Below are 18699 nucleotides of genomic sequence, written 5' to 3'. Positions count from 1 at the left end.
TCGACGACTGCGAGGGACTGAGGCGACGGGTTCGAGCTATAGGCTGACGCCGACGGAGCCCGATCAGAGACGACTGAGCACGTCTCTATCGCGCGACTTGGGGGGAACCAATGCCGACCGGAAAGACGAGAGCACTGTTTGTTGCATGCTCGATCATCGTGTTGAGCTGCGCGGGATGCAGCACCGCAGCGCCCAACGACGTTGCGATGCCAACAGCGAGTCAATCTGAAGGCGAGGTGGCATCGCCGCAAGAGACCGTCGCCCCGGACAGTTGCGAGACTTCGACGGCGGAATCGATCGAGCTTCTAAACGCAGCGATGGACCGGATGGACAGGGCCTCCTCAGCAGCTGAGGCCGAGGAGGCCTCAGCCCCGATGAATGATCTGTTCAGCCAAACGGGCGAGAACATGGGGCAGCATTGCGGGCCGGCCCGAGCGGGTGCGGCGGTCTCGGAACTGATCGTTTGGGCGTCTTCGTCCGCGAGCAGTCGACCACCACTGAGTTCGAGCTTCGCGGAAGGCTTCCTGGGATCCGTGTGCGGTCTCGATGTAGAACTCGGCATCGAGTTCACCCCGCCGGCTCAGGTCGCGTGCGCCGGCTGACAAGCATCTGCTTTGACGCGGGCGATAGCCGAACTATTTCCTGCTTCACCCAGTCGAGCTAGGGCGTGTTGATCAAGAGGTTCAGGCTCAGGATCGGCGAGTCTCGATGGTGTGACGCGTCAGGAGATCTCGGATGAGGTGTGGGCTGTTCTGGAGCCGCTGATGCCGGTGCCGGTTGGCAGGTCGCGGCCGTGGACGGATCATCGTCTCGCGGTCGAGGGCATGGCCTGGAAGTACCGCACGGGGGCGCCCTGGCGGGATGTGCCGGAGCGGTTCGGGAAGTGGAACTCGATCTACAAGCGGTTCGCGCGCTGGGCCGAGGACGGCACCTGGGAGAAGCTGCTCGCCGAGGTGCCTTCAGATCAGCGACCCGAACGAAGCGCCTGACGGCCCAGCCGAGAGATAGAGGGGGCCCGGGGGTTCGCGGCGGCGGTGCCCCGACGGGAAAACCGCGTATTGGTTACAGGAAACGCAGGAACAGCACCACGCCCCGATCCGCACCAGGACAGGTTGTGCCAACAGCCCACCATCGTCGTGTCTGCTGACCCGGAAAGTTCGCGCGTTCACGCGGCCGTAACACGGACGCAATCGTCCCGACGCGGACGTGCGTAACTCTTACTGTGATCACAAATCACAAGAGCGGAGCACGTATGGAAGCGCAGCCGGTCCGGATCGCCACGGTCAACGACGAGGTGTACACCCGTCTGCACAAGGCGATCACGAGCGGTGCACTCTTGCCGGGGATGAAGCTGACGATCCGATCGATCGCCGATTCGTTCCAGGTCAGTACGATGCCGGTGCGCGATGCCTTGCGCCGGCTCGAGGCCAACGGCCTCGTCGTGTTCGGCCGTCGGAGTGTCACCGTCACTCTGCTTTCACCTGACGAGGTCGAGCAGGTCTTCCAGATCCGGCTCCGGTTGGAGCAGCTCGCGGCGGAGTGGGCCATCTCCCGTGTCGGCCCCCACGATCTCGACGAGCTCGAACGGATCCTCGCCGACATGGATGAACCCGACCTGTCGGCCGAGCAGTGGCGCGTGCTCAACCAGCGCTTCCATCTGCGCTTCTACGAGGTGGCCGAGAGCGACCACCTGATCCGGCTCATTCGCGACGTCTGGAGCAAGGTCGAGCCGTACATGGCGATCTATGCCTCGCGCGTGGACGACTTCGCCGAGGCGCAGCAGCAGCACCGATTCCTGCTCGACCTCATCCGCCGAGGCGACCTCTCCGGTCTCCTCGTCGCGACAGCTCATCACCTCGATTACACGGCGAAGACGGTCGTCGCCGCCCTGGAGGAGCCCCCGGCTTCGTCCTGACCCATGACGTGCCGGCGCGGCGTACCCGGCTCGTGCACCACCGCTGAGCCCGCATCCGCGGGCGAGCGCATCCACCCCTTCGCAGGTTCCGCCTGCCCACTGGAGGTTTACGTCACCATGTCTCAGACACTCGAAAAAGAAGTCTTCCAAGACGAGTACGAGTCCACGCCCGTACCCGCAGACAAGCGCAAGTCGCTGCTGTCGGTGTCGTCCGTCTGGGCCGGCTTCCCCATGATCATCACGGGGGCGATGACCGGCGCGACGCTCGTCCACGGCCTCGGCTTCGGCGGCGGACTGGCTGCGATGATCATCGGCAACGTCCTGCTCTTCGTGTACGTCGGGTTGCTCAGCGGCCTCGGCGCCAAGACGGGCTTCAACTTCTCGCTCCAGGCCTCGCAAACGTTCGGGCGCACCGGATACATCGTCTGCTCCGCTCTGCTCTCGACGCTGGTGATCGGATGGTTTGCGGTGCAGACCGGCCTGGTCGGCGCGAGCATGGAGAGCGCATTCGGCCTCAACGCGGCCGTCGTCGCCCTGGTCGCGGGCATCCTCTTCACCCTGTTCACCCTGCTCGGCATCCGCGCGCTCGCCATCATCGGGGCGATCTCCGTGCCCCTGTTCCTGGTGCTCGGCATCTACGCCGCCGTCCAGGCCACCTCCGGCGGAGCGGATGTCTGGGGTTACGAGGGCGACGGGACGACCTCGCTCGCGCTCGGCGTCGGGGTCACGCTTGTCTTCGCGCTCTTCGCCGACTCAGGCACGATGACGGCCGACTTCACCCGCTGGGCGAAGACTCCGCGTCAGGCGTGGATCGCCACGTCGACCGCCTTCCCGGTCGGCAACCTGTTCGCGATGATCATCGGCGGGATCATCGCCGCCTCGACCGCCGGCACTGGCGACCTGTTCGGGATCATCGCCGGGCAGGGCGGCATCTTCCCGATCCTCGCGATCGCCTTCCTGGTCATCAACCTGGGATCGGTCTGCACCCACTGCCTCTACAACGGTGCCGTCGGATGGTCGACCATCGTCGGGGGAAAGATGCGCGCGCTGACGGTCATCCTCGGCGCGGTCGGAGTCGTGGCCGCTGCTCTGGGCGTGTGGGGCTTCTTCATCGACTGGCTGAACCTGTTGGGCGTCATCGTGCCGCCCATCGGCGCCATCATCATCGTCGACCAGCTCGTCGTCCGTCGCGGTGTCGGCCTGGGCATCGCAACGGGTGCCGTGGCCGCCTTCCGCTGGCAACCGTTCGCGGCCTGGGCGGTCGGCTCGGGAGTCGCTCTCGCTGTCAACCTCGCCGCACCGTCCTGGTCGACCGTCGTGGCCGGGCTCGCCGTCTCGGCGGTCGCGTACCTCGCGCTCAGCATGCTGACCCGCACAGCCTCTCGCACCCCGGCTGTCACGACGGCCGCCTGAACCAGACGACCTCCCTCCCGAAAGGAATCCGCTGATGCCCCAGAACCACAACGTCGAAGAGCTCACCATCGCTCGCTTCCACGAAGGGATACGCACGGGGCAGCTGACCTCGCGCGCGCTCACCCAGTGGTACCTCGACCGCATCGCGGCACACAACGTCGACGGGGCCGCGATCAACGCCGTGGTCACGGTCAATCCGTCGGCGCTCGCCGAGGCGGAGGCGCGGGACGCCGCGTTCTCCGCCTCGGGGCAGCTCACCGGCCCGCTCCACGGCGTCCCGATCCTGGTGAAGGATCAGGCCGAGACGGCGGGCATCGCCACGTCGTTCGGATCGGCCGCCTTCGCCGATTACATCCCCAAGGCCGACGCGCGGGTCGTCGCGCTGCTGCGCGCGGCCGGCGCGGTTATCCTCGCCAAGACGGCCATGTGCGACTTCGCGGCCGGCTGGTTCTCGTCGTCGTCGCGGACGGGCCACACGCGCAACGCGTACGACCCGGCGCGCGACTCGGGCGGGTCCAGCGCAGGCACCGGCGCGGGTGTCTCGGCCGACTTCGGCCTCGTGGGCGTGGGCGAAGACACGGGCGGTTCGATCCGCATCCCCGCGTCGTTCAACAACATCTACGGCCTGCGGGTGACGACCGGCCTGATCAGTCGCACCGGATTCTCGCCGCTCGTCCACTTCCAGGACACCCCAGGTCCGATGGCGCGCACGGTCGAGGACCTCGCGACGCTGCTCGAGGTGATGGTGGGTTACGACCCCGCCGACGAGTACACGGCGGTGGCCGCCACGGAGTCGTCGGTCGGCGGATACGCCGCGGCCGTCGTCGACGCGCCGCCCATGTCGCAGTGGTGTGTCGGGGTGCTCGAGACCGCGTTCGGCACTGCGGGCGACGCCGAAACGGTCAACCGGGTGGTGCGCGACGCGATCGCGGCGATGGCGGATGCGGGTGCGACGATCGTCGAGGGCCTCGAGATCGACGGCCTGCCGGGGTGGATCTCCGACACGTCGGTCTACGTCAGGCAGTCGCGGAGCGACCTGAACCGCTTCCTCGGGTCACGGAAAGGCCCCGTCTCCTCCTTCGATGAGCTGACCGAGGCGGGCGCGTTTGATGAGCTGAACGACCTCATCCCCGCGATCGCAGCCGGGCCTGAACAGGTCGAGGGCGATGCCGAGGTGACACGCCTCCGCCTCAACCAGGAGCACTTCCGCCGCCTGCTGCGCACGCTCTTCGCCGACTCGGGTGCCGCCCTGATCGTCTATCCCACCGTGCAGGTGCCGGCGCCGACGCATGACGGGCTCCGCTCGGGCGAGTACACCGCCCTCACGTTCCCCACCAACACGGTCATCGCCTCGCAAGCGGGCTTCCCCGCCATCTCGATTCCGGTCGGGTTCACCGAGAGCGGGCTCGCGGTCGGGCTCGAAGTGCTGGGCACGCCGTTCACCGAGCAGCGCCTGCTGCAGTTCGCGGCTGCCCTCGCCCCGCTCGTCGACGCGCGTCGGGCGCCGGTCCTTGGCTGACGCGCGGCCGATGCAGGGGTCGGCGCCGCTCGCACGGCCCGCCCCGCGGAGGATGGACATCAACGCCGATCTCGGCGAGAGCTTCGGCGCGTACCGGTATGGCAACGATGACGAGCTGATGCCGCTCATCACGTCCGCCAACATCGCGTGCGGGTTTCACGCGGGCGACCCGGCGAGCATGCGCGAGGCAGTGCGGAGCGCGATCGAGCACGGGGTAGCGATCGGAGCGCACGTGGGCCTTCCCGACCGGCTCGGCTTCGGCCGACGCGAGATCGATATCAGCGTTGCAGACGCGTACGACTACACCCTGTACCAGTTGGCCGCGCTCGACGGGTTCGTACGGGCGGCCGGAGCTCGGATGCGCCACGTCAAGCCGCACGGCGCGCTCTACATGATGGCGTCGAAGAGCCCCGATCTTGCGGAGGGGATCAGCGCGGCCGTCCGCGACTTCGACCCCACGCTGGCGATGTACGTGCTGCCCGGTTCCCACGCCGAGCACGCCGCGGAGAGCGCCGGGCTTGCCGTACGGCGGGAGTTCTTTGCGGACCGCCCGTACGAGGGCAGCGACGTCGTCATGTTCGGGTGGACCTACGATCAACTCGGCGGTGAGCAGGGTACTGCCTCCCGCGTCGCAGCGATGCTGGGCAACCGCGCCTTCGGATCCGTCGAGACGATCTGCGTGCACAGCGATACGGACGAGGCCCCGGAGCTTGTGCGAGCCGTCCGATCTGCTTTGCGTCACCGGCAGGTCGCGGTCGGGCTGTCCGCACCTCGAGCGGAGGGCGAGTAGGAGTCACCACAGCGCTCGATCCGTCGTTCAGCCGCGTTCCTTTAGCCCACTGGCGCGCAAGAGGCCCGGAATTTCCACTGTCATCTCGCAGGACATCGGTGACAGTTCTGCATCAGGACATCGGTGACACTTCACGAGCAGGATCGCGCCGGCGATGACGTAAAGGACGACGCTGACGGTCACCCATACGCCGAACCGACGCCACAACGGCGGCCGCGACGACGGGGCTGCCTCGATCTCAGCCGGGGTTTGCGGGTCCTGTGCGTCGGGTTGTGCGTCCACAGCCCGATTGTGGGGCATCCCGGCTCGGGTGCGCGAGCGTGATTACCGACGCGCCTGCAGGGCGCGTGTGCGGCGGGCGAGGCGTTGCCGGCAGACGGGTGAGCACGTGCGACGTGGACGCCCGTTCGCAGCTTGCTCGATGGGTGCTCCGAGGATCCCCATACGCGCACCTTTGGCCCTGCGGTGCTGGTGATGTGGGCGTTGTCGATGTAGTCGAGTGTTGCTGCTGCGTCGCCGCCGGTCATGGCGCGATTGGGCCGGGCCGAGTGTGAGCATTGAAACGGCCGGCCTTCAAGAACTGGATGTCGGAACGTCGTGGTCTACTGTGAGACCAAGACAGCAGGAGGTCTCCATGGCACCCGTGATCGACGTCTCACGCGACGAGCTCATCGCCCGTCGCGCCGCAGTTCTGCGTCGTATCGAGTTGAGCGCGAGCGAGTTCGAGCGCGCGCGAGAAACCCGCAGCCTGTCTAGCGATGAGTGGGAAGCGAAAGAAGAGCTCGAGGAAATCGCGTTCCTCCTCGGTGACGAGGGCTAACTCCCGTTCGTGGATCTGAATGCCAGCGCAGGCAACTTCGCTCAGGAGGTTCAGGACACCCTAGAAGGAGTCCTGCCCGGTTCGTTCCAGATCGTGTCGATCTCTCATGCAGGTCGATACGTCGTGCGCCCGTCGGGTGACGACCCGTCAAAGCAGCACATTCCACTGAGCGTCGATGGCGCCGTCCTGGCGACCCTCGGGGTACAGATCTACCTCGGCCTGGACAGCTCCGGCAAGTACCTGAAGGCGTGGAAATCGAAGATTGCCGTCCACTCCACCCTCGATCGCACTCCGCTCGTCCGCCAGGAGTTCGACGCCGGCATGACGACCGCAGTGCCGATGGCACACTGGCACGTCCACGCCGATCGCGGATCACTCTCTCACCTCCTCGGTCGGGCCCACGCCGTCCGTCCCGACATCGTCACCAAGCCCCACGACATGTCGTCGCTGCACTTCCCAGTCGGTGGGGAGAGGTTCCGTCCCTGCCTCGAGGATGTACTCGAGTTCCTCGTTCGAGAGTTCGGGATCGACCGTCAACCTCAATGGGAGACGGCAATTCGCGACGGGCGCGAGAAGTGGCGCAGGATGCAGTTTCGCGCCACTGTCCGCGACCTCCAGGACGAAGCCGCGGATGTACTCGTGAAGCATGGGTGGACAGTGGCCGCGCCGGCCGAGCCACGCTCGCAGGGACAAGGAGTTCTGTTCCGCTGGTGATCCCCATCCGGGCACTGCCCGCAGGAGGAGCCGTTGCGGGCACGAACGACGTCAGATGCTCGGGCTTGAGGGCGGTACGGAGCGAGGATCCCTCCGCCTGTCTGCTTCGCGCGTCATGACGTTGGCGTGACGACTGACCGGGCAGCTGCCTACGCCGCGGTTGGCGCACTCGCGGCGTGGTCGGAGTGGGAGCCATTCGTGGTGGCCGCCCCACGCGCGCCGCTCGTCCCCGGCGACTATCAGATGCGCAGGCGAGCCGGAGAGGTCGGCTCTCGATCTATCGTCGCGGCAAGGGTGCCGTCAGCGGGTTCGGCGAGGCTGCCCTTGACCGTGCCCTTGCGGACGCCGCGTTCGTCGCGGAGCAACTCGACGGCGTCCGCGCTGGCAAGCCTGCTCGGGCGTCCGTGTGGGCGCGGGATGCAATCCGTTGGCTCGACGTCGAAGTCCGATGGGCTGAATGCGAGACCCTGATACTGCCCGGGCGCTCGAGACCGCCGCGGTGGGTTTGCTTCGGACGCACGAGATCTGGAATCGCGTTGCGTTGCGGGCATCGGCTGCTTTCCGGGTGCGTCGATCGCCCGTCGGGTCGGCTACGCGGAGTGCGGTCGATGGCGCCACGACAGCTGCGCGATTGAGTGCTGAGCTCGGCCGCGAGGATCGCGGCAAGGCCGTTCGTCGGGTACTTCGCGAAAGATCCCGGAACATGCTCATGGCAGCTCGTGGGATCCGCTCAGTGCAGTCCATGTAGCTCACGTGCGCTCACGGCTCGCTCAATGGCGCTGATCTGATCTGCTGGCCACGCAAATTATCCGGCGGTCGACGCCAGGCGGCGCGACCGCTACGATCGGTGCCACTAGATCGCTCGCACACGGCCCGCGAGAAACCGGCCAGGGTGGCGAGATTGACGACTTGGGGCACGTGATGCCGTGGCTTGAAAGGCCACGACAAAGTACCGCTGTTACCCGCGGTCGTTCCTGTTTCACGACATGGAGCCGCGGTGTCTACCTGCCCAAAAACCCCTCTTCCGTCCCTCTACTCAGCCGGCCGCGCACTGCTCGCGGCGCGCGCGAAGATGCTTGACCAGAACCGAGATCGGATAGTCGTGGGCGTCCACCCGTGCGCGCACTGTGACGCGTTCCATCTGACGTCCAATCCGAAGTCGGCCAGGTCGACATGGACAGTTCGCGCTCTTGCTCTTGCGGGCCAATGAGCCCGTACGGCATCGCGATCGTCGAGGCCGCTGCGCGGGCAGAAGTGGACGCGCGGCGCGCGAGCCTGCGGAGGCGACTAGCTTGCGGGGCGTTCGCTGGGAAGCCGGCGAAGAATCCAGTCAAGACGACTGGGCATCGGCTCGGAACGTCGACGGTCATACTCGCGAACCCATTCGTGATAGCGCTTCGGGCCAGCAAGCCACGTGCCCTTCTGTTCGCTGCGACCGATCCACCTGCCGACGAGGTCGATGTAGGCGATCGCAGTCTCTCGTCCGTCCTCAGTGAGTTCGCCAAGCGGCAAGGAACCCCACCTTGGGTCACGGTACGCCCGAGCGGCAATCCCAACATGCTCCGCGAGCGCGTCAACGATGCTATGCCCCACATGGAGAGCGTCCAAAGGGAACTGACTTTCGCGCCTGGTCACAGCATCACCCCAGGTGATGACGGCGGCCGACACATCCTCGCCATCAATCGAGTTCACCGGCAGCGAACGTTGCGTTACCGCCCGAACCGCCTCGAGTGCCGCGAGCAGCTCCTGCGCCGAGCTCCGAACGACCGCCCGATCCTCGACCTTCCGGGTATTGCTCGCTGTGAGAGCGGCGGTCGTAACCGAACCGATGAGAGCACCGAACAATGCCCCACCAACACCAACCAACGCGATCGCGAGTCCGGAGTCCATGGCGACGACGTTAGCCGCTGGGTACGACATCAGCCGCGGAGCGCGTGTTGACGCGCGGTACCAATGCGGGCCCTCGGCCGAAGATCGGACGTGGGCTGCATCAGGCCGTGTCACGGGGGCAGGTTCGGTCGGAGTCCCTGTCCAGCTGCACACCGCTATCTCGGCAGGTGTCGCCCCACCACCCGCGACGATGCGGGCATGTCGGAGCCCCTTCGTACAATTCTGGCCATGTCGCAATGCACAGCACCCCGCGAGGGCCACCGCACCGCGAGCGGTGCCGCGAATTGTCCGGTCTGCCGTTACCGCTCGTCGAGCCGTAGCCGCTACTCGTCGTATGGCGACTACACGCCGCCCCGACCGACGTACACGCCGCCGACACACTACTCGAGCTACGCCAGTCGTCGGTCCAGCGGCGGGAGCGGATCAACGAGTGCGAGTCGATCCCGCCGGACAGCCGTGTCATACTCCACAGCCGAGTACCGCACCCTCAATCCCGTTCACGAGCACGTGGTGCGGCTGGCTGACGCCGACCGTCGGGATCTCTTCCTCTGCCACGCATGGGACGACCGAGCTGGCGCGGCGCTTGAGTTCTATGACCTTCTCACAGGTCTTGACGTCAAAGTCTGGTTCAGCGAGAAGGATGTTCCTCTCGGGACGCCTCTGATGCGGCAGATCGACAAGGGATTGAAGAGTTCCCGCGCGGGCATCGTGCTCGTGACTCCGGCGCTCTTGAAGAGCCTCAACGCGGAGGGCATCGCGGACAAAGAGCTGTCGGTGCTGCTTGCGACTGGCCGCGTTATCCCAATCGCTCATGGAACGACGTTCCAGGAGCTTCTCGACGTGAGCCCGTTGCTGGCATCGCATTCGGGGCTGACGACCTCAGACTACGCGTCGCTCGACGAGGTAGCGACAAAGATCGCGGACACGGTGCTGCTTGACTAGAGCCGGATCATTCTGAGTGGAAGTCGCTCAGGCCGGGCCTCGCGGGCGCCACGCCTGAGAGCATCTATCACCCAATCCGCCATTCCAGCCCGAGCCCCGCATCGCACAGCGCGGAGGTGAAGTTCAGACAGCGTGCGAGCGCACTGCAGTTCAGGGTGTCGGCGTACGCCGAAGAACAACGGTCCGCGGACCGAGCAGTACCTGTGGCGTCCAGGATCTCAGCGAGATGCTGGGCAATCTCCTTCACCTCCGCTGCGGTGAGGAACCCGCTTACTGGGACCCACGCGTGACCCGGGTGGTGCGGCGGAGTTCGAACAAGGGCGGCCGCCGGACCTGCGTTGACGTTGTCGACGTCGAGCGCCTTTTGCATGCATCGCCAGCAAGCCCCGAGCTGTAGACAATCCTGAGTCTTGTCCCTCGACATGTTGGCAGGACTTGCGGGAGTTGCCGCGCCCTCCGAGCACGGGGCCCCGGGTTGCACGGCTCGCAGCTCGTAGCAGATTCCCATGGCGTGAGTCTCCTAGCGAAATGCCCCGCGTTGGCACGTCGCGGTTGCGATGTGAATAAGCCGCTCCCACGAGGGTCTGGGGAGGAGGCGCGGCATCCATCCGATGTCGGTAGCGGATGAAACCATCGCCCGTAAGCCATCCCCAGCTACTCACGTCAGAGGCGGCCGCAGAAACGTGCGCGGAGCGGCTGTCGCTTCCTCGATATGCGCACAAATCATCGACAATAGGAAGGTGACTATCGTGCCTGCCATCAACCCGGCTGACACGCCCACGCTGCGCAAGGCACGCGGCGCGTTCTTCACACCAGATGACATCACCGCCTTCATTTCCGCATGGGCGATCCGCGATGCCGCTGACCGCGTACTCGAGCCGTCGGCGGGTGATGCGGCGTTCCTGGTCTCTGCGGTCGACCGGCTCCGCGAACTCGGGAGTGACGAGAGCGCACGCCCGGTCGTCGACGGTGTAGAGATTCACGAGCACAGTGCGGCGGTCGGCACCCAGAGGGTCGCTGAAGCTGGCGGCGAAGCTCGCATCCGTCACAGCGACTTTTTCCTCGTCGAACCTGCTCCGAGCTACGACGCGGTCATCGGCAACCCGCCCTATATCCGCTACCAGGACTTCACAGGCGAATCGCGCACACGCGCGCGCAGGGCCGCGCTCGCCGCAGGGGTGACTCTCACGGGGCTTGCGTCGAGTTGGGCCGCATTCACGGTTCAGTCGGCGCTGTTCCTCCGGAAGGGCGGGCGTCTCGGGCTCGTGCTGCCGGCTGAACTCCTCTCGGTGAACTACGCGGCCCCAGTGCGCCGTTTCTTGTTCGACAGTTTCCGCACAGTTGAACTTGTTCTCTTCGACGAGCAAGTCTTCCCCGACGCTGAAGCGGACGTTGTTCTGTTGCTCGCCGACGGATACGGCCAAGGCCCCACAACTGGGGCGACGATCCGTCAGGCCAAGAACGCAACAGGGTTGGCCTCACTCGATGCCGGCCAGCTCTGGATCCCGACTGATCCCGCTGGCAAGTGGACAGGCAGCCTCGTCGCCCCGAACGCCGTCGAGCCGCTGCGGACGTTGATTCGCGACGGCAAGTTCACATCGCTTGAGGAGTGGGGAGACACCACCCTTGGGATCGTGACGGGAAATAACGCGTACTTCACGCTCTCACCGAAGCGTGTGAAGGAACTCGGGCTGCACCGCAACGAACTACTTCGACTCTCACCCCCCGGCAGCTCTCACCTGCGCGGGCTGCATCTGTCCGACGACATGCTCACTCGCCTCGGGGCTGACGGGAAGGCCACCTACCTGTTCTACCCGGGCGAGAAACTGTCCAAGGAAGCACGCGGGTACGTTGCCGATGGTCACCGCACCGGTGTTGACGAGGCGTATAAATGCCGCGTCAGGAAGACTTGGTACCGAGTCCCGATCATCCCTCCGGCGGACCTGCTGCTGACGTGTATGAACGCGGACACTCCGCGGCTGACGACGAACACGGCCCGCGCTCACCACCTCAACTCCGTCCACGGCGTTTACCTCAAGGAGCCCCAGCGCGACCTCGGGAACGAGCTCCTCCCGCTCGCCAGCTTGAACTCCGTCACGCTACTGAATGCCGAGATGGTCGGACGCGCCTACGGCGGCGGCATCCTCAAGATCGAACCCAAAGAAGCAGACCAGTGGGCCATGCCTTCCGCGACGCTCATCGAGGAGAACGCTCCCGCTCTCCGGGAGATCAAGAGCAAGGTGGCTCGCCTCCTGCAGGCTGGTCGTCTGCTTGACGCGGTTGCGCTCGTCGACCAGGTTCTCTTGACCACCACAGGGCACGTGTCCGCGGAAGAGATCGAATATGTCCGTCGGGCGCGCGCCGAGCTTGCCCGCCGCCGCACAGTGAGGGGCGCGAGTGGCCGCTGAACCCAGCGCGAAAGAGAAGGCATGGGTCCTCTTCGACCGCATCGTCGCCGACGCCGCACCGGACGGCGAACACACCAACCCTTGGGTAAAGGTCGCGAACGGCCAGCTACGATACTCGCCGGACTACGGCACCCTCATCAAACTCCTCGGCGTCCCCCTGCACTTGAATGCCGACACTCGGACCGGGGTGCCGGCCCTCGCGCTCGACGTATGGATCAGCTATGAGCTGCGCCGAGCAGGATTCGATTCCGACGCAACATGGCCGCGAGCCACCCATCCCCGCATCCTCCCGGCGTCCGTCGCGAACCTATTGAAGACCCTGCCCGTCAAGGAGCGCAGCGATCTTGAAGCACGCCTCACGAAGACAGGCGCGGTGCCCGGAGTAACCTCCGCCAGCGCCAACATTCTAGGCAAGAACTACCTCAAACAAGTCGACGTCATCATGACCGACTGGCACACCGGCCCAGAGCTACTCATCTCCACAAAGCGGATGGACTCGTCGTACGGGAAGAACGCCGCCAATCGAGTCGAAGAATCCTACGGGGACGCCAAGAACTTGCGCCTGCGTCACCCCCTCGCCGCGCTCGGCTTCGTCTTCGGACTCCGCTCCGACATCCTCCACAAGGAGCCTGACACCGCTGAGTGGCTCGTCGACCTGCTCGGCAAACTCGGTCGCGAAGACGACGCCTACCACGCCACCTGCCTCGTCATGATCGACTACGACGACACCGTCGCAGTTGCTGCCGATAGTGGTGAAGACCCCGAGGATCGACTCGTTGCTGCAGGGCTGGAGTCTGAACCGGAAGTCGCCGAACCGCTCGCCCTTTCGGAACCGGACATCGAGAGCACACTTGCGCAGCTCCCCACGGTACGCATCCGATCAGATGCAATGCCAGCGCACCTCACGCCAGAGCGTTTCCTGGCACTAATGATCGAACGTGTCCTCGACGCGACACCGGTGAACCTCCACCGAGAGGCGCGACGGCGGCGCGCGAGCGCACCCACAGACAACCCGGGCTGACTTTCGCGTCGAGCAGTTTCAAAGAATGGGCGGCGAAGCACGGCTGCGCACCGCCGAATGTGGCGCAGACCTCCGATCCCCGTTCGGCCCCCGGCGCGCCGAGCGCGTCTCGATGCGATCCGCGAGTGGCAGGACCACCGCCATCGGACTCGTGGCCCTGCGTCGTTTGCTTCGTGCTCTCGGGTTAGCGTCGTTGGCGTCGGAAGTGAACTGATCAGTCGGTCAAGTCGAACGGACCGGAACGGGCCATCGCTTGATCGCCGGTTGCAGTTCGATCTCATCGATCCGTGCTCGCGCGCGCTGGCCTGTGGCTCGATACGGGGACAACGAGTGAATCGTCACCTTCGAACAGACGGCGGCCGCTGCGGGGCGGCGCCGAGCACATCGAGCCCCGTCGGCGCCCCGCACGGTCAGCGCTGCACTTGAGGCAGTCAGGAAGTGTTGGCGCATCGATGCGTGTGCAATCTGGGGTGGGGTGGGCATTTACCCACACACTCAGTCAGGTCGGGGATCTCCCACACCCCCAGTCTGGGATGTGGTATGATGGTGCGAGGAGGTTGACATGGCCATCACTGCGGAGACACTCATCGAGCTGATTCAGTCTGCGATCGACGCGCGCGCGATTGCGGAGAGCAGGATAGACGCAAAGCGCGAAGAGCTGGCCGAGCTGGAGCGGGAACTCGACCTGCTCGAGCAGGAGGAGCAGGGCTACCGGCTCGCGCTCACTCGTCGATTCCCGGAGACCCCAAGCGAGGACGTGCCCGGTTCGATGCCGGCAGTCAACGAGGGACTCTTCCCTCTGGTGGACGACATTGCTTCGCAGGGTCGCTCGGATGCTGTCTGGACCGCGGTCAAGATGCTCTCGCGGACAGGTTCGACTGCTAGCCCCGCAGGCATCGAGGACTTCCTTCGTGAGCGAGGGCGTGATGACTCGCGAGACGCAATCGGGGCAGCGCTTGCGTATCTCAATCGCACGAAGCGAGTCGTCAGAGTTGGCCGCGGTCAGTGGCGGCCGCTGGAGGCTACATGAAGTCCCCAAACAGACTTCTGGCCCGCAATCCGTTCCAGGGATTCGGGCCAGAAACACCGACACGAGTGCACGGTGGTGACTTGAGCGTCACCAACACCATACCGGAAGGCCCGGGTGGCGAACCCGTGATTTCTCTCGTGTCCTCACCAATGAGGAGGTTTGCCCACCATGGCGAACATCACGATTCACTACGGAATCACGGGCCCTGTGCCCTTCATCGACGTGGACGTCGCAGCCGACAACCGGCTGTATGTCGATCCGCGCGCCATCCGACTGCGTCGGTCGCCGCAGCCTTTCGCTGATGAGGCGGTGCGGTGCTCGGATACGTTCCTCACCGCCATCACAGACTGCATCTTCGATGGGAGCTCGTCGGCGCTTCGCCGCGGCGAGGATCTCCTGTGCCACTTCATAGAGCCGTGGGAGACCCGCCTCGGTATGGCTGCGGAAGGATTCGGTGGTCATGGCGGCGCGGCGGTCGTGGGCGGCTGGATTTGGGCGACCCTGACAGGGGACGTCGAGGCGCTGGTGCGGCTGGGCATCCTTCATCAGCTCGAAGACCTCCCTGTCTTCGTGGACGGAGTCGACAAGGACATCACCAGCGACGTCGCGACCCGCATCATGTTCGAACCGCTGGCCCGATTCACCGAGCAGATGCTCGCGACGTACCCGGAATTCACATCTGACGGTCACGAGGTGCGGACCTTTCGCAAGCAGGTGTGGAACCCTGCCACCTACGGGTGGGACGAGAAAGACTTCACGTTGCCGGTCGTGGACGGCAAGGAGCTTCTTCTCGTCCCCACTGGATGGGCGCGGTCGACCCTCCTGATGTCGGCGGGTCGTTACTACGAGACCTCGGTGCTCTCTTTCGTACAGATGGAGCAGGCGGTACTGGGTAGGAACGGCAAGCCCCTGCGGACGCCTAAGCGCCTGCTGAAGAAGCGTCCCGATCTCGTTCGTGGACGTAGGACCAGCCTCGAGGTTACGTTGCGTGCCATTCGCAACAGGGATGACCTCCTGGCGATGTTCAAGCGGTTCGTCGACGAGCGGTACGACGACGGCCTCGGCGAAGCCGCGGCCTGAGCGGGCGGGTGTCGTCGCTCGTTCGTGGCGGCACCCCTGCTCCTCTGCCGAATATGCCTTCCAACCGATGGGTCGCGAACGGTACGTCGTCCGCCCGCAGACCGGTCCTCCTGAATGCAGCTCGTGGCGATGAGCTTCACGCCCTCGCGATTGATCCATCAGCGACGCGGCGAGAAGAGTCGCCCCGTAACCAAACCTCGCATGAGCTTGTGCGCGGCTCCGCCGGGACTGCTGCGACGACAACTTCAGGCCGACCGCCCGCCTGCAGTCGCCTCGAGACATTTGGTCCCCGCTCTTCGGACTAAGAGAAGAAGCCCCGCGTGCGCGTCACCGAATCTACGCGTTGTCGTGCGTGATCGATGGCTTCCATCAACTTGGCCCTTGCATCGAGCCTCGAGTGCGTGGACTACCACGGGCGCGTCGGATGGACGACATAATGGGGGTCCGTCGTGCTCGCAGACGCCAGCGTCGTGGAAGTGATTTTCCGCAGCGAGCGCAACCACGGGGTGTCTTTGCCGAGCGCGAAGCCCAGGCCGAGCGAAGAGGGACGGGATGACACGGGGTGACTTCGGGCGAACGCGCGGGAGCATCGTTGCGATCGCCATCGTCGTAGGGCTCATATCGCTCGGGGGGCTCGTCCTGCTTGAGTTTGCGAAGGCCGATATGCCGGCATGGCTTTACGCTGCCGGAACAAATGTCCTGGCGGTATTGTTCGGCCTCGCGGTCGTGTCTTTCGCTTGGGAGTTCCTCGTGCGCCAAAGCCACAGCACGGATCTGCGGCACTACCTAAGACTTGGCGCGAGCGTTGCCCAGTCGGGCCTACAGGAAGTGACGACGCGCTCTCAACTCGACTGGTCGCGGCTGCTCAGCTCCGCGAATGAGATCTCCGTGCTCACCCACAACGGCGAGTGGTTGGAGCGCAACATGTACACCCTGCGCGATATCGCCACGCGCCGCAGCCTTGGCGTGACGGTCGCGGTTCCCTCGCAAGGTAGCGCCGTGGTCGGACGGGAGGCAGTCAGGCGAGGGTCGAGCGCCGACAAGGTGTCCGAGGGCATCATCGAAGTGACGGAGCGGGCCGCCCGTCTCTGGCGTGAAGCGAAGGACGGTGGGGCCCCGCTGCGAGCCGGAAGCAAGCTCAGCGTCGTAGAGCACGATGTCGACGTCGACTATGAAGTCATCACGATCGACCGCGTCACCGTGGTGACGCTCGCGGCGCCTGACGTCAAGATGACTCTGCGGGACAGGGTCGCGTTCGTGTATGAGCAAAGCCCAGAGGAGTATCCGACGAGCTTCTTCAGGACCCACGTGAGCGGACTGAGCGCGCTGAACCGACTTGAGGAAGTGACCGCGTGAGCGCACTGGCCATCGATGCCAAGCAGATCCGGCTCGAAGATCTTCTGGATAGCGTCGAAGCGGGGACCGCAGTACTCCCTGCGTTTCAGAGAGACTTCGACTGGTCCAACTCGGATGTGGTGAGCCTGCTCGCCACACTCCTGTCGGACTGGCCCGCGGGCAGCCTCCTGCTTATGAGCGGACGGCCTGAGTTCTTCGAGGTTCGCGGCTTTGAGGACGGACCCGAGCTGAGCGACGCAATTCGGTTTGTCGTCCTCGACGGACAGCAACGACTGACCGCACTATTCCACGCGCTTCGGGGACGCGGGGACGTTACGTTCGTCGTGAACGCAGAAAAACTTGCCGCATCGGACGGATCCGCAGAGGCAATCGAGGAATCGATCGAAGTAATTGCGCGGAGCAAGTGGAAGCGAGAGTACGACCTCCAGCGCCAGGGCCGGGAGGGGCTTGTCCCGCTCCACGAACTCCGAACCGCCTCCGACTTCTTCGCGTGGCGAGATCGCGTCCTGGATGCATCGCCAGAGAGTAGCCGCGCGTCAGTCGGTAGACTGCTCGCAAACGTCTACCGGTCGCACCTCGGCCATCTCAACACTTACGCGTTCCCGGCGGTGCTTCTCGACAACAATCTTCCTCCTGCAGCAGTGGCGCGGATCTTCGAGCGCATCAATCTCACCGGTCTTCGCCTCAACACTTTCGACCTCCTCGTTGCGCGCGTCTACGAGCCGGACTGGAACCTGCGGGACCGGTGGGACATCGGGCGTCGAGAGAGCGAACCGATCGCGCATTGGCTGGGCGAGGATGGGTTGCCCGTCCTTCAGGTCGTCTCTCTCAGACTGGAGAATGACGTCCGGCAACCTGCGCTCCTCAAGCTCAAGGCCCGAGAGATCCGTTCAAACTGGGAGCCAGCCTTCGCGGCAACTGAAGCGGCTGTGCGAAAGCTCCGCGACGACATCGGTGTGCCAACCTCCTCTTGGATGCCGTATCGGGGTCTCCTCCTTCCTCTGGCCGATCGAGCGTTCAGGCTCGGCCACTCTTCGCTGAACGACGACGGCGAGCTCGCGAGCTGGTTCTGGGGAAGATCTTTCGGCATGGACTACGGCGTCGGCTCGAGCACTCGGATCGCCGGTGACGCGCGGTTGCTGGAACAACCGACACCCAACTGGGCAGAGGCCGCACTCGCCATAGATCGTCGCACCCTGCTTTCGGCAACCCGACGTCAGCAGTCCGCACTCTGGGCGGCGTTTGTCTCAAACCTCGCGTCGCGCGAGCCTTTGGACCTCTTCTCGGGCGAGCTAATCGAGAACCCGTCCGAGGATGCAGTTGTGGTTAGCCTGTTCGCTAGGTCGGGCACGGGCGGTTACCACCTTCGTGTCCTCGGACTCGCCCTAGCAACGCGCTCATCGGCTCGCATACTCCGAAACGATCGGGTGACGTTTCTGAACGCGGTCCAGGCGGATGCCCTTCAGTCCCAACTGCTGCCGACAAGGCCGCTGCTGGAGTCGCTCGCCGACCCTGAATCACTGCTTCAGCAACGCCTGGCTCTACTCGAGGATCGCGTCAACAGTTACTCGGAAGTTCCTATCAACTGGTTCGACGGGCGCGATGCCGCCGACCCAGACTCCCAGTAGTCGAGTCACGGGCCAAGTGCACACCGCAAAGCCGGCCGGAGGTTTTCGGCAGATAGGCCCATTCGGCGGTTGCGCCAATTCTCGGCGGACGCTCCTCATGTCGCGGGATCACCGCAACACGCCCGAAGCTCGCGCAGCAACTCGCACGATGGCGGGTCCTTCAACGGGCACGA

Annotated in this window: 16 protein-coding genes and 1 pseudogene; 15 read left to right on the top strand and 2 right to left on the bottom strand. The window is 65.1% G+C overall.

The window, feature by feature from the left end:
• The first annotated feature begins 110 nt into the window (after window positions 1–110).
• The 6 genes and pseudogenes from Q0653_RS10850 to Q0653_RS10825 all read left to right on the top strand — a co-directional run bounded on the left by Q0653_RS10850 (window position 111) and on the right by Q0653_RS10825 (window position 5637).
• On the top strand, window positions 111–602 hold the full coding sequence (locus Q0653_RS10850; protein WP_298944594.1) for a hypothetical protein: 492 nt from the start codon (window positions 111–113) through the stop codon (window positions 600–602).
• A 111-nt stretch (window positions 603–713) separates the two neighbouring features.
• Window positions 714–947, top strand: a pseudogene (locus tag Q0653_RS10845) (transposase); the annotation flags it as partial.
• A gap of 305 nt (window positions 948–1252) precedes the next feature.
• On the top strand, window positions 1253–1915 hold the full coding sequence (locus tag Q0653_RS10840; RefSeq protein WP_298944593.1) for a GntR family transcriptional regulator: 663 nt from the start codon (window positions 1253–1255) through the stop codon (window positions 1913–1915).
• Between the two features lie 117 nt (window positions 1916–2032).
• Window positions 2033–3328 carry a cytosine permease gene (locus Q0653_RS10835; RefSeq protein WP_298944592.1) on the top strand — a complete coding sequence of 432 codons (1296 nt, stop codon included), beginning with the start codon at window positions 2033–2035 and terminating at the stop codon, window positions 3326–3328.
• A 34-nt stretch (window positions 3329–3362) separates the two neighbouring features.
• Complete coding sequence (locus Q0653_RS10830; RefSeq protein ID WP_298944591.1) at window positions 3363–4847, top strand: amidase; 1485 nt, start codon at window positions 3363–3365, stop codon at window positions 4845–4847.
• Window positions 4848–4899: 52 nt separating this feature from the next.
• Complete coding sequence (locus tag Q0653_RS10825) at window positions 4900–5637, top strand: 5-oxoprolinase subunit PxpA (RefSeq protein ID WP_298944590.1); 738 nt, start codon at window positions 4900–4902, stop codon at window positions 5635–5637.
• Between the two features lie 27 nt (window positions 5638–5664).
• On the opposite strand, the gene Q0653_RS10820 is transcribed toward Q0653_RS10825, so the two are convergent.
• Window positions 5665–5919 (bottom strand): hypothetical protein, encoded by a 255-nt coding sequence (locus Q0653_RS10820; protein ID WP_298944589.1) that lies wholly within the window; start codon window positions 5917–5919, stop codon window positions 5665–5667.
• Between the two features lie 352 nt (window positions 5920–6271).
• Between Q0653_RS10820 and Q0653_RS10815 the strand changes: the two genes are divergently transcribed.
• Both Q0653_RS10815 and Q0653_RS10810 read left to right on the top strand, forming a co-directional pair.
• Window positions 6272–6457: a hypothetical protein gene (locus tag Q0653_RS10815; RefSeq protein WP_298944588.1), complete on the top strand. Its 186-nt coding sequence runs from the start codon at window positions 6272–6274 to the stop codon at window positions 6455–6457.
• 9 nt (window positions 6458–6466) lie between these two features.
• Window positions 6467–7171: a hypothetical protein gene (locus Q0653_RS10810; RefSeq protein WP_298944587.1), complete on the top strand. Its 705-nt coding sequence runs from the start codon at window positions 6467–6469 to the stop codon at window positions 7169–7171.
• Window positions 7172–8458: 1287 nt separating this feature from the next.
• Here the strand turns inward: Q0653_RS10810 and Q0653_RS10805 are convergent.
• Entirely contained in the window at window positions 8459–9061 is a 603-nt protein-coding gene (locus Q0653_RS10805; RefSeq protein WP_298944586.1) for a hypothetical protein, read from the bottom strand.
• Between the two features lie 510 nt (window positions 9062–9571).
• Between Q0653_RS10805 and Q0653_RS10800 the strand changes: the two genes are divergently transcribed.
• The 7 genes from Q0653_RS10800 (at window position 9572) to Q0653_RS10770 (ending at window position 18526) form a co-directional block, all read left to right on the top strand.
• Window positions 9572–10003 carry a toll/interleukin-1 receptor domain-containing protein gene (locus Q0653_RS10800; protein ID WP_298944585.1) on the top strand — a complete coding sequence of 144 codons (432 nt, stop codon included), beginning with the start codon at window positions 9572–9574 and terminating at the stop codon, window positions 10001–10003.
• 740 nt (window positions 10004–10743) lie between these two features.
• Complete coding sequence (locus Q0653_RS10795; RefSeq protein WP_298944584.1) at window positions 10744–12411, top strand: N-6 DNA methylase; 1668 nt, start codon at window positions 10744–10746, stop codon at window positions 12409–12411.
• The gene (locus tag Q0653_RS10790) at window positions 12401–13432 is read left to right on the top strand and encodes a hypothetical protein (protein WP_298944583.1); all 1032 of its coding nucleotides are present in this window, start codon (window positions 12401–12403) and stop codon (window positions 13430–13432) included. Before Q0653_RS10795 ends, Q0653_RS10790 begins: the two co-directional genes overlap by 11 nt.
• 562 nt (window positions 13433–13994) lie before the next feature.
• The gene (locus tag Q0653_RS10785; protein ID WP_298944582.1) at window positions 13995–14462 is read left to right on the top strand and encodes a hypothetical protein; all 468 of its coding nucleotides are present in this window, start codon (window positions 13995–13997) and stop codon (window positions 14460–14462) included.
• A gap of 168 nt (window positions 14463–14630) precedes the next feature.
• Window positions 14631–15542 carry a hypothetical protein gene (locus tag Q0653_RS10780; protein ID WP_298944581.1) on the top strand — a complete coding sequence of 304 codons (912 nt, stop codon included), beginning with the start codon at window positions 14631–14633 and terminating at the stop codon, window positions 15540–15542.
• A gap of 552 nt (window positions 15543–16094) precedes the next feature.
• A complete protein-coding gene (locus Q0653_RS10775) occupies window positions 16095–16898 on the top strand; it encodes a hypothetical protein (protein ID WP_298944580.1) in 804 nt (267 codons plus the stop codon).
• Window positions 16895–18526 (top strand): DUF262 domain-containing protein, encoded by a 1632-nt coding sequence (locus Q0653_RS10770; RefSeq protein ID WP_298944579.1) that lies wholly within the window; start codon window positions 16895–16897, stop codon window positions 18524–18526. Before Q0653_RS10775 ends, Q0653_RS10770 begins: the two co-directional genes overlap by 4 nt.
• Window positions 18527–18699 lie beyond the last annotated feature (173 nt).

Source organism: uncultured Microbacterium sp. (genome assembly GCF_947488465.1).
Lineage (GTDB): Bacteria > Actinomycetota > Actinomycetes > Actinomycetales > Microbacteriaceae > Microbacterium.
This window is presented reverse-complemented; position numbering and strand designations above follow the sequence as displayed.

What these genes read in the sequence shown, in the direction of transcription:
- Q0653_RS10815 (WP_298944588.1), top strand. Translation starts at nt 6,272, where the DNA reads ATGGCACCCGTGATCGACGTCTCACGCGACGAGCTCATCGCCCGTCGC.
- Q0653_RS10775 (WP_298944580.1), top strand. Translation starts at nt 16,095, where the DNA reads ATGACACGGGGTGACTTCGGGCGAACGCGCGGGAGCATCGTTGCGATC.
- Q0653_RS10805 (WP_298944586.1), bottom strand. Translation starts at nt 9,061, where the DNA reads ATGGACTCCGGACTCGCGATCGCGTTGGTTGGTGTTGGTGGGGCATTG.
- Q0653_RS10785 (WP_298944582.1), top strand. Translation starts at nt 13,995, where the DNA reads ATGGCCATCACTGCGGAGACACTCATCGAGCTGATTCAGTCTGCGATC.
- Q0653_RS10840 (WP_298944593.1), top strand. Translation starts at nt 1,253, where the DNA reads ATGGAAGCGCAGCCGGTCCGGATCGCCACGGTCAACGACGAGGTGTAC.
- Q0653_RS10850 (WP_298944594.1), top strand. Translation starts at nt 111, where the DNA reads ATGCCGACCGGAAAGACGAGAGCACTGTTTGTTGCATGCTCGATCATC.
- Q0653_RS10830 (WP_298944591.1), top strand. Translation starts at nt 3,363, where the DNA reads ATGCCCCAGAACCACAACGTCGAAGAGCTCACCATCGCTCGCTTCCAC.
- Q0653_RS10825 (WP_298944590.1), top strand. Translation starts at nt 4,900, where the DNA reads ATGGACATCAACGCCGATCTCGGCGAGAGCTTCGGCGCGTACCGGTAT.
- Q0653_RS10835 (WP_298944592.1), top strand. Translation starts at nt 2,033, where the DNA reads ATGTCTCAGACACTCGAAAAAGAAGTCTTCCAAGACGAGTACGAGTCC.
- Q0653_RS10780 (WP_298944581.1), top strand. Translation starts at nt 14,631, where the DNA reads ATGGCGAACATCACGATTCACTACGGAATCACGGGCCCTGTGCCCTTC.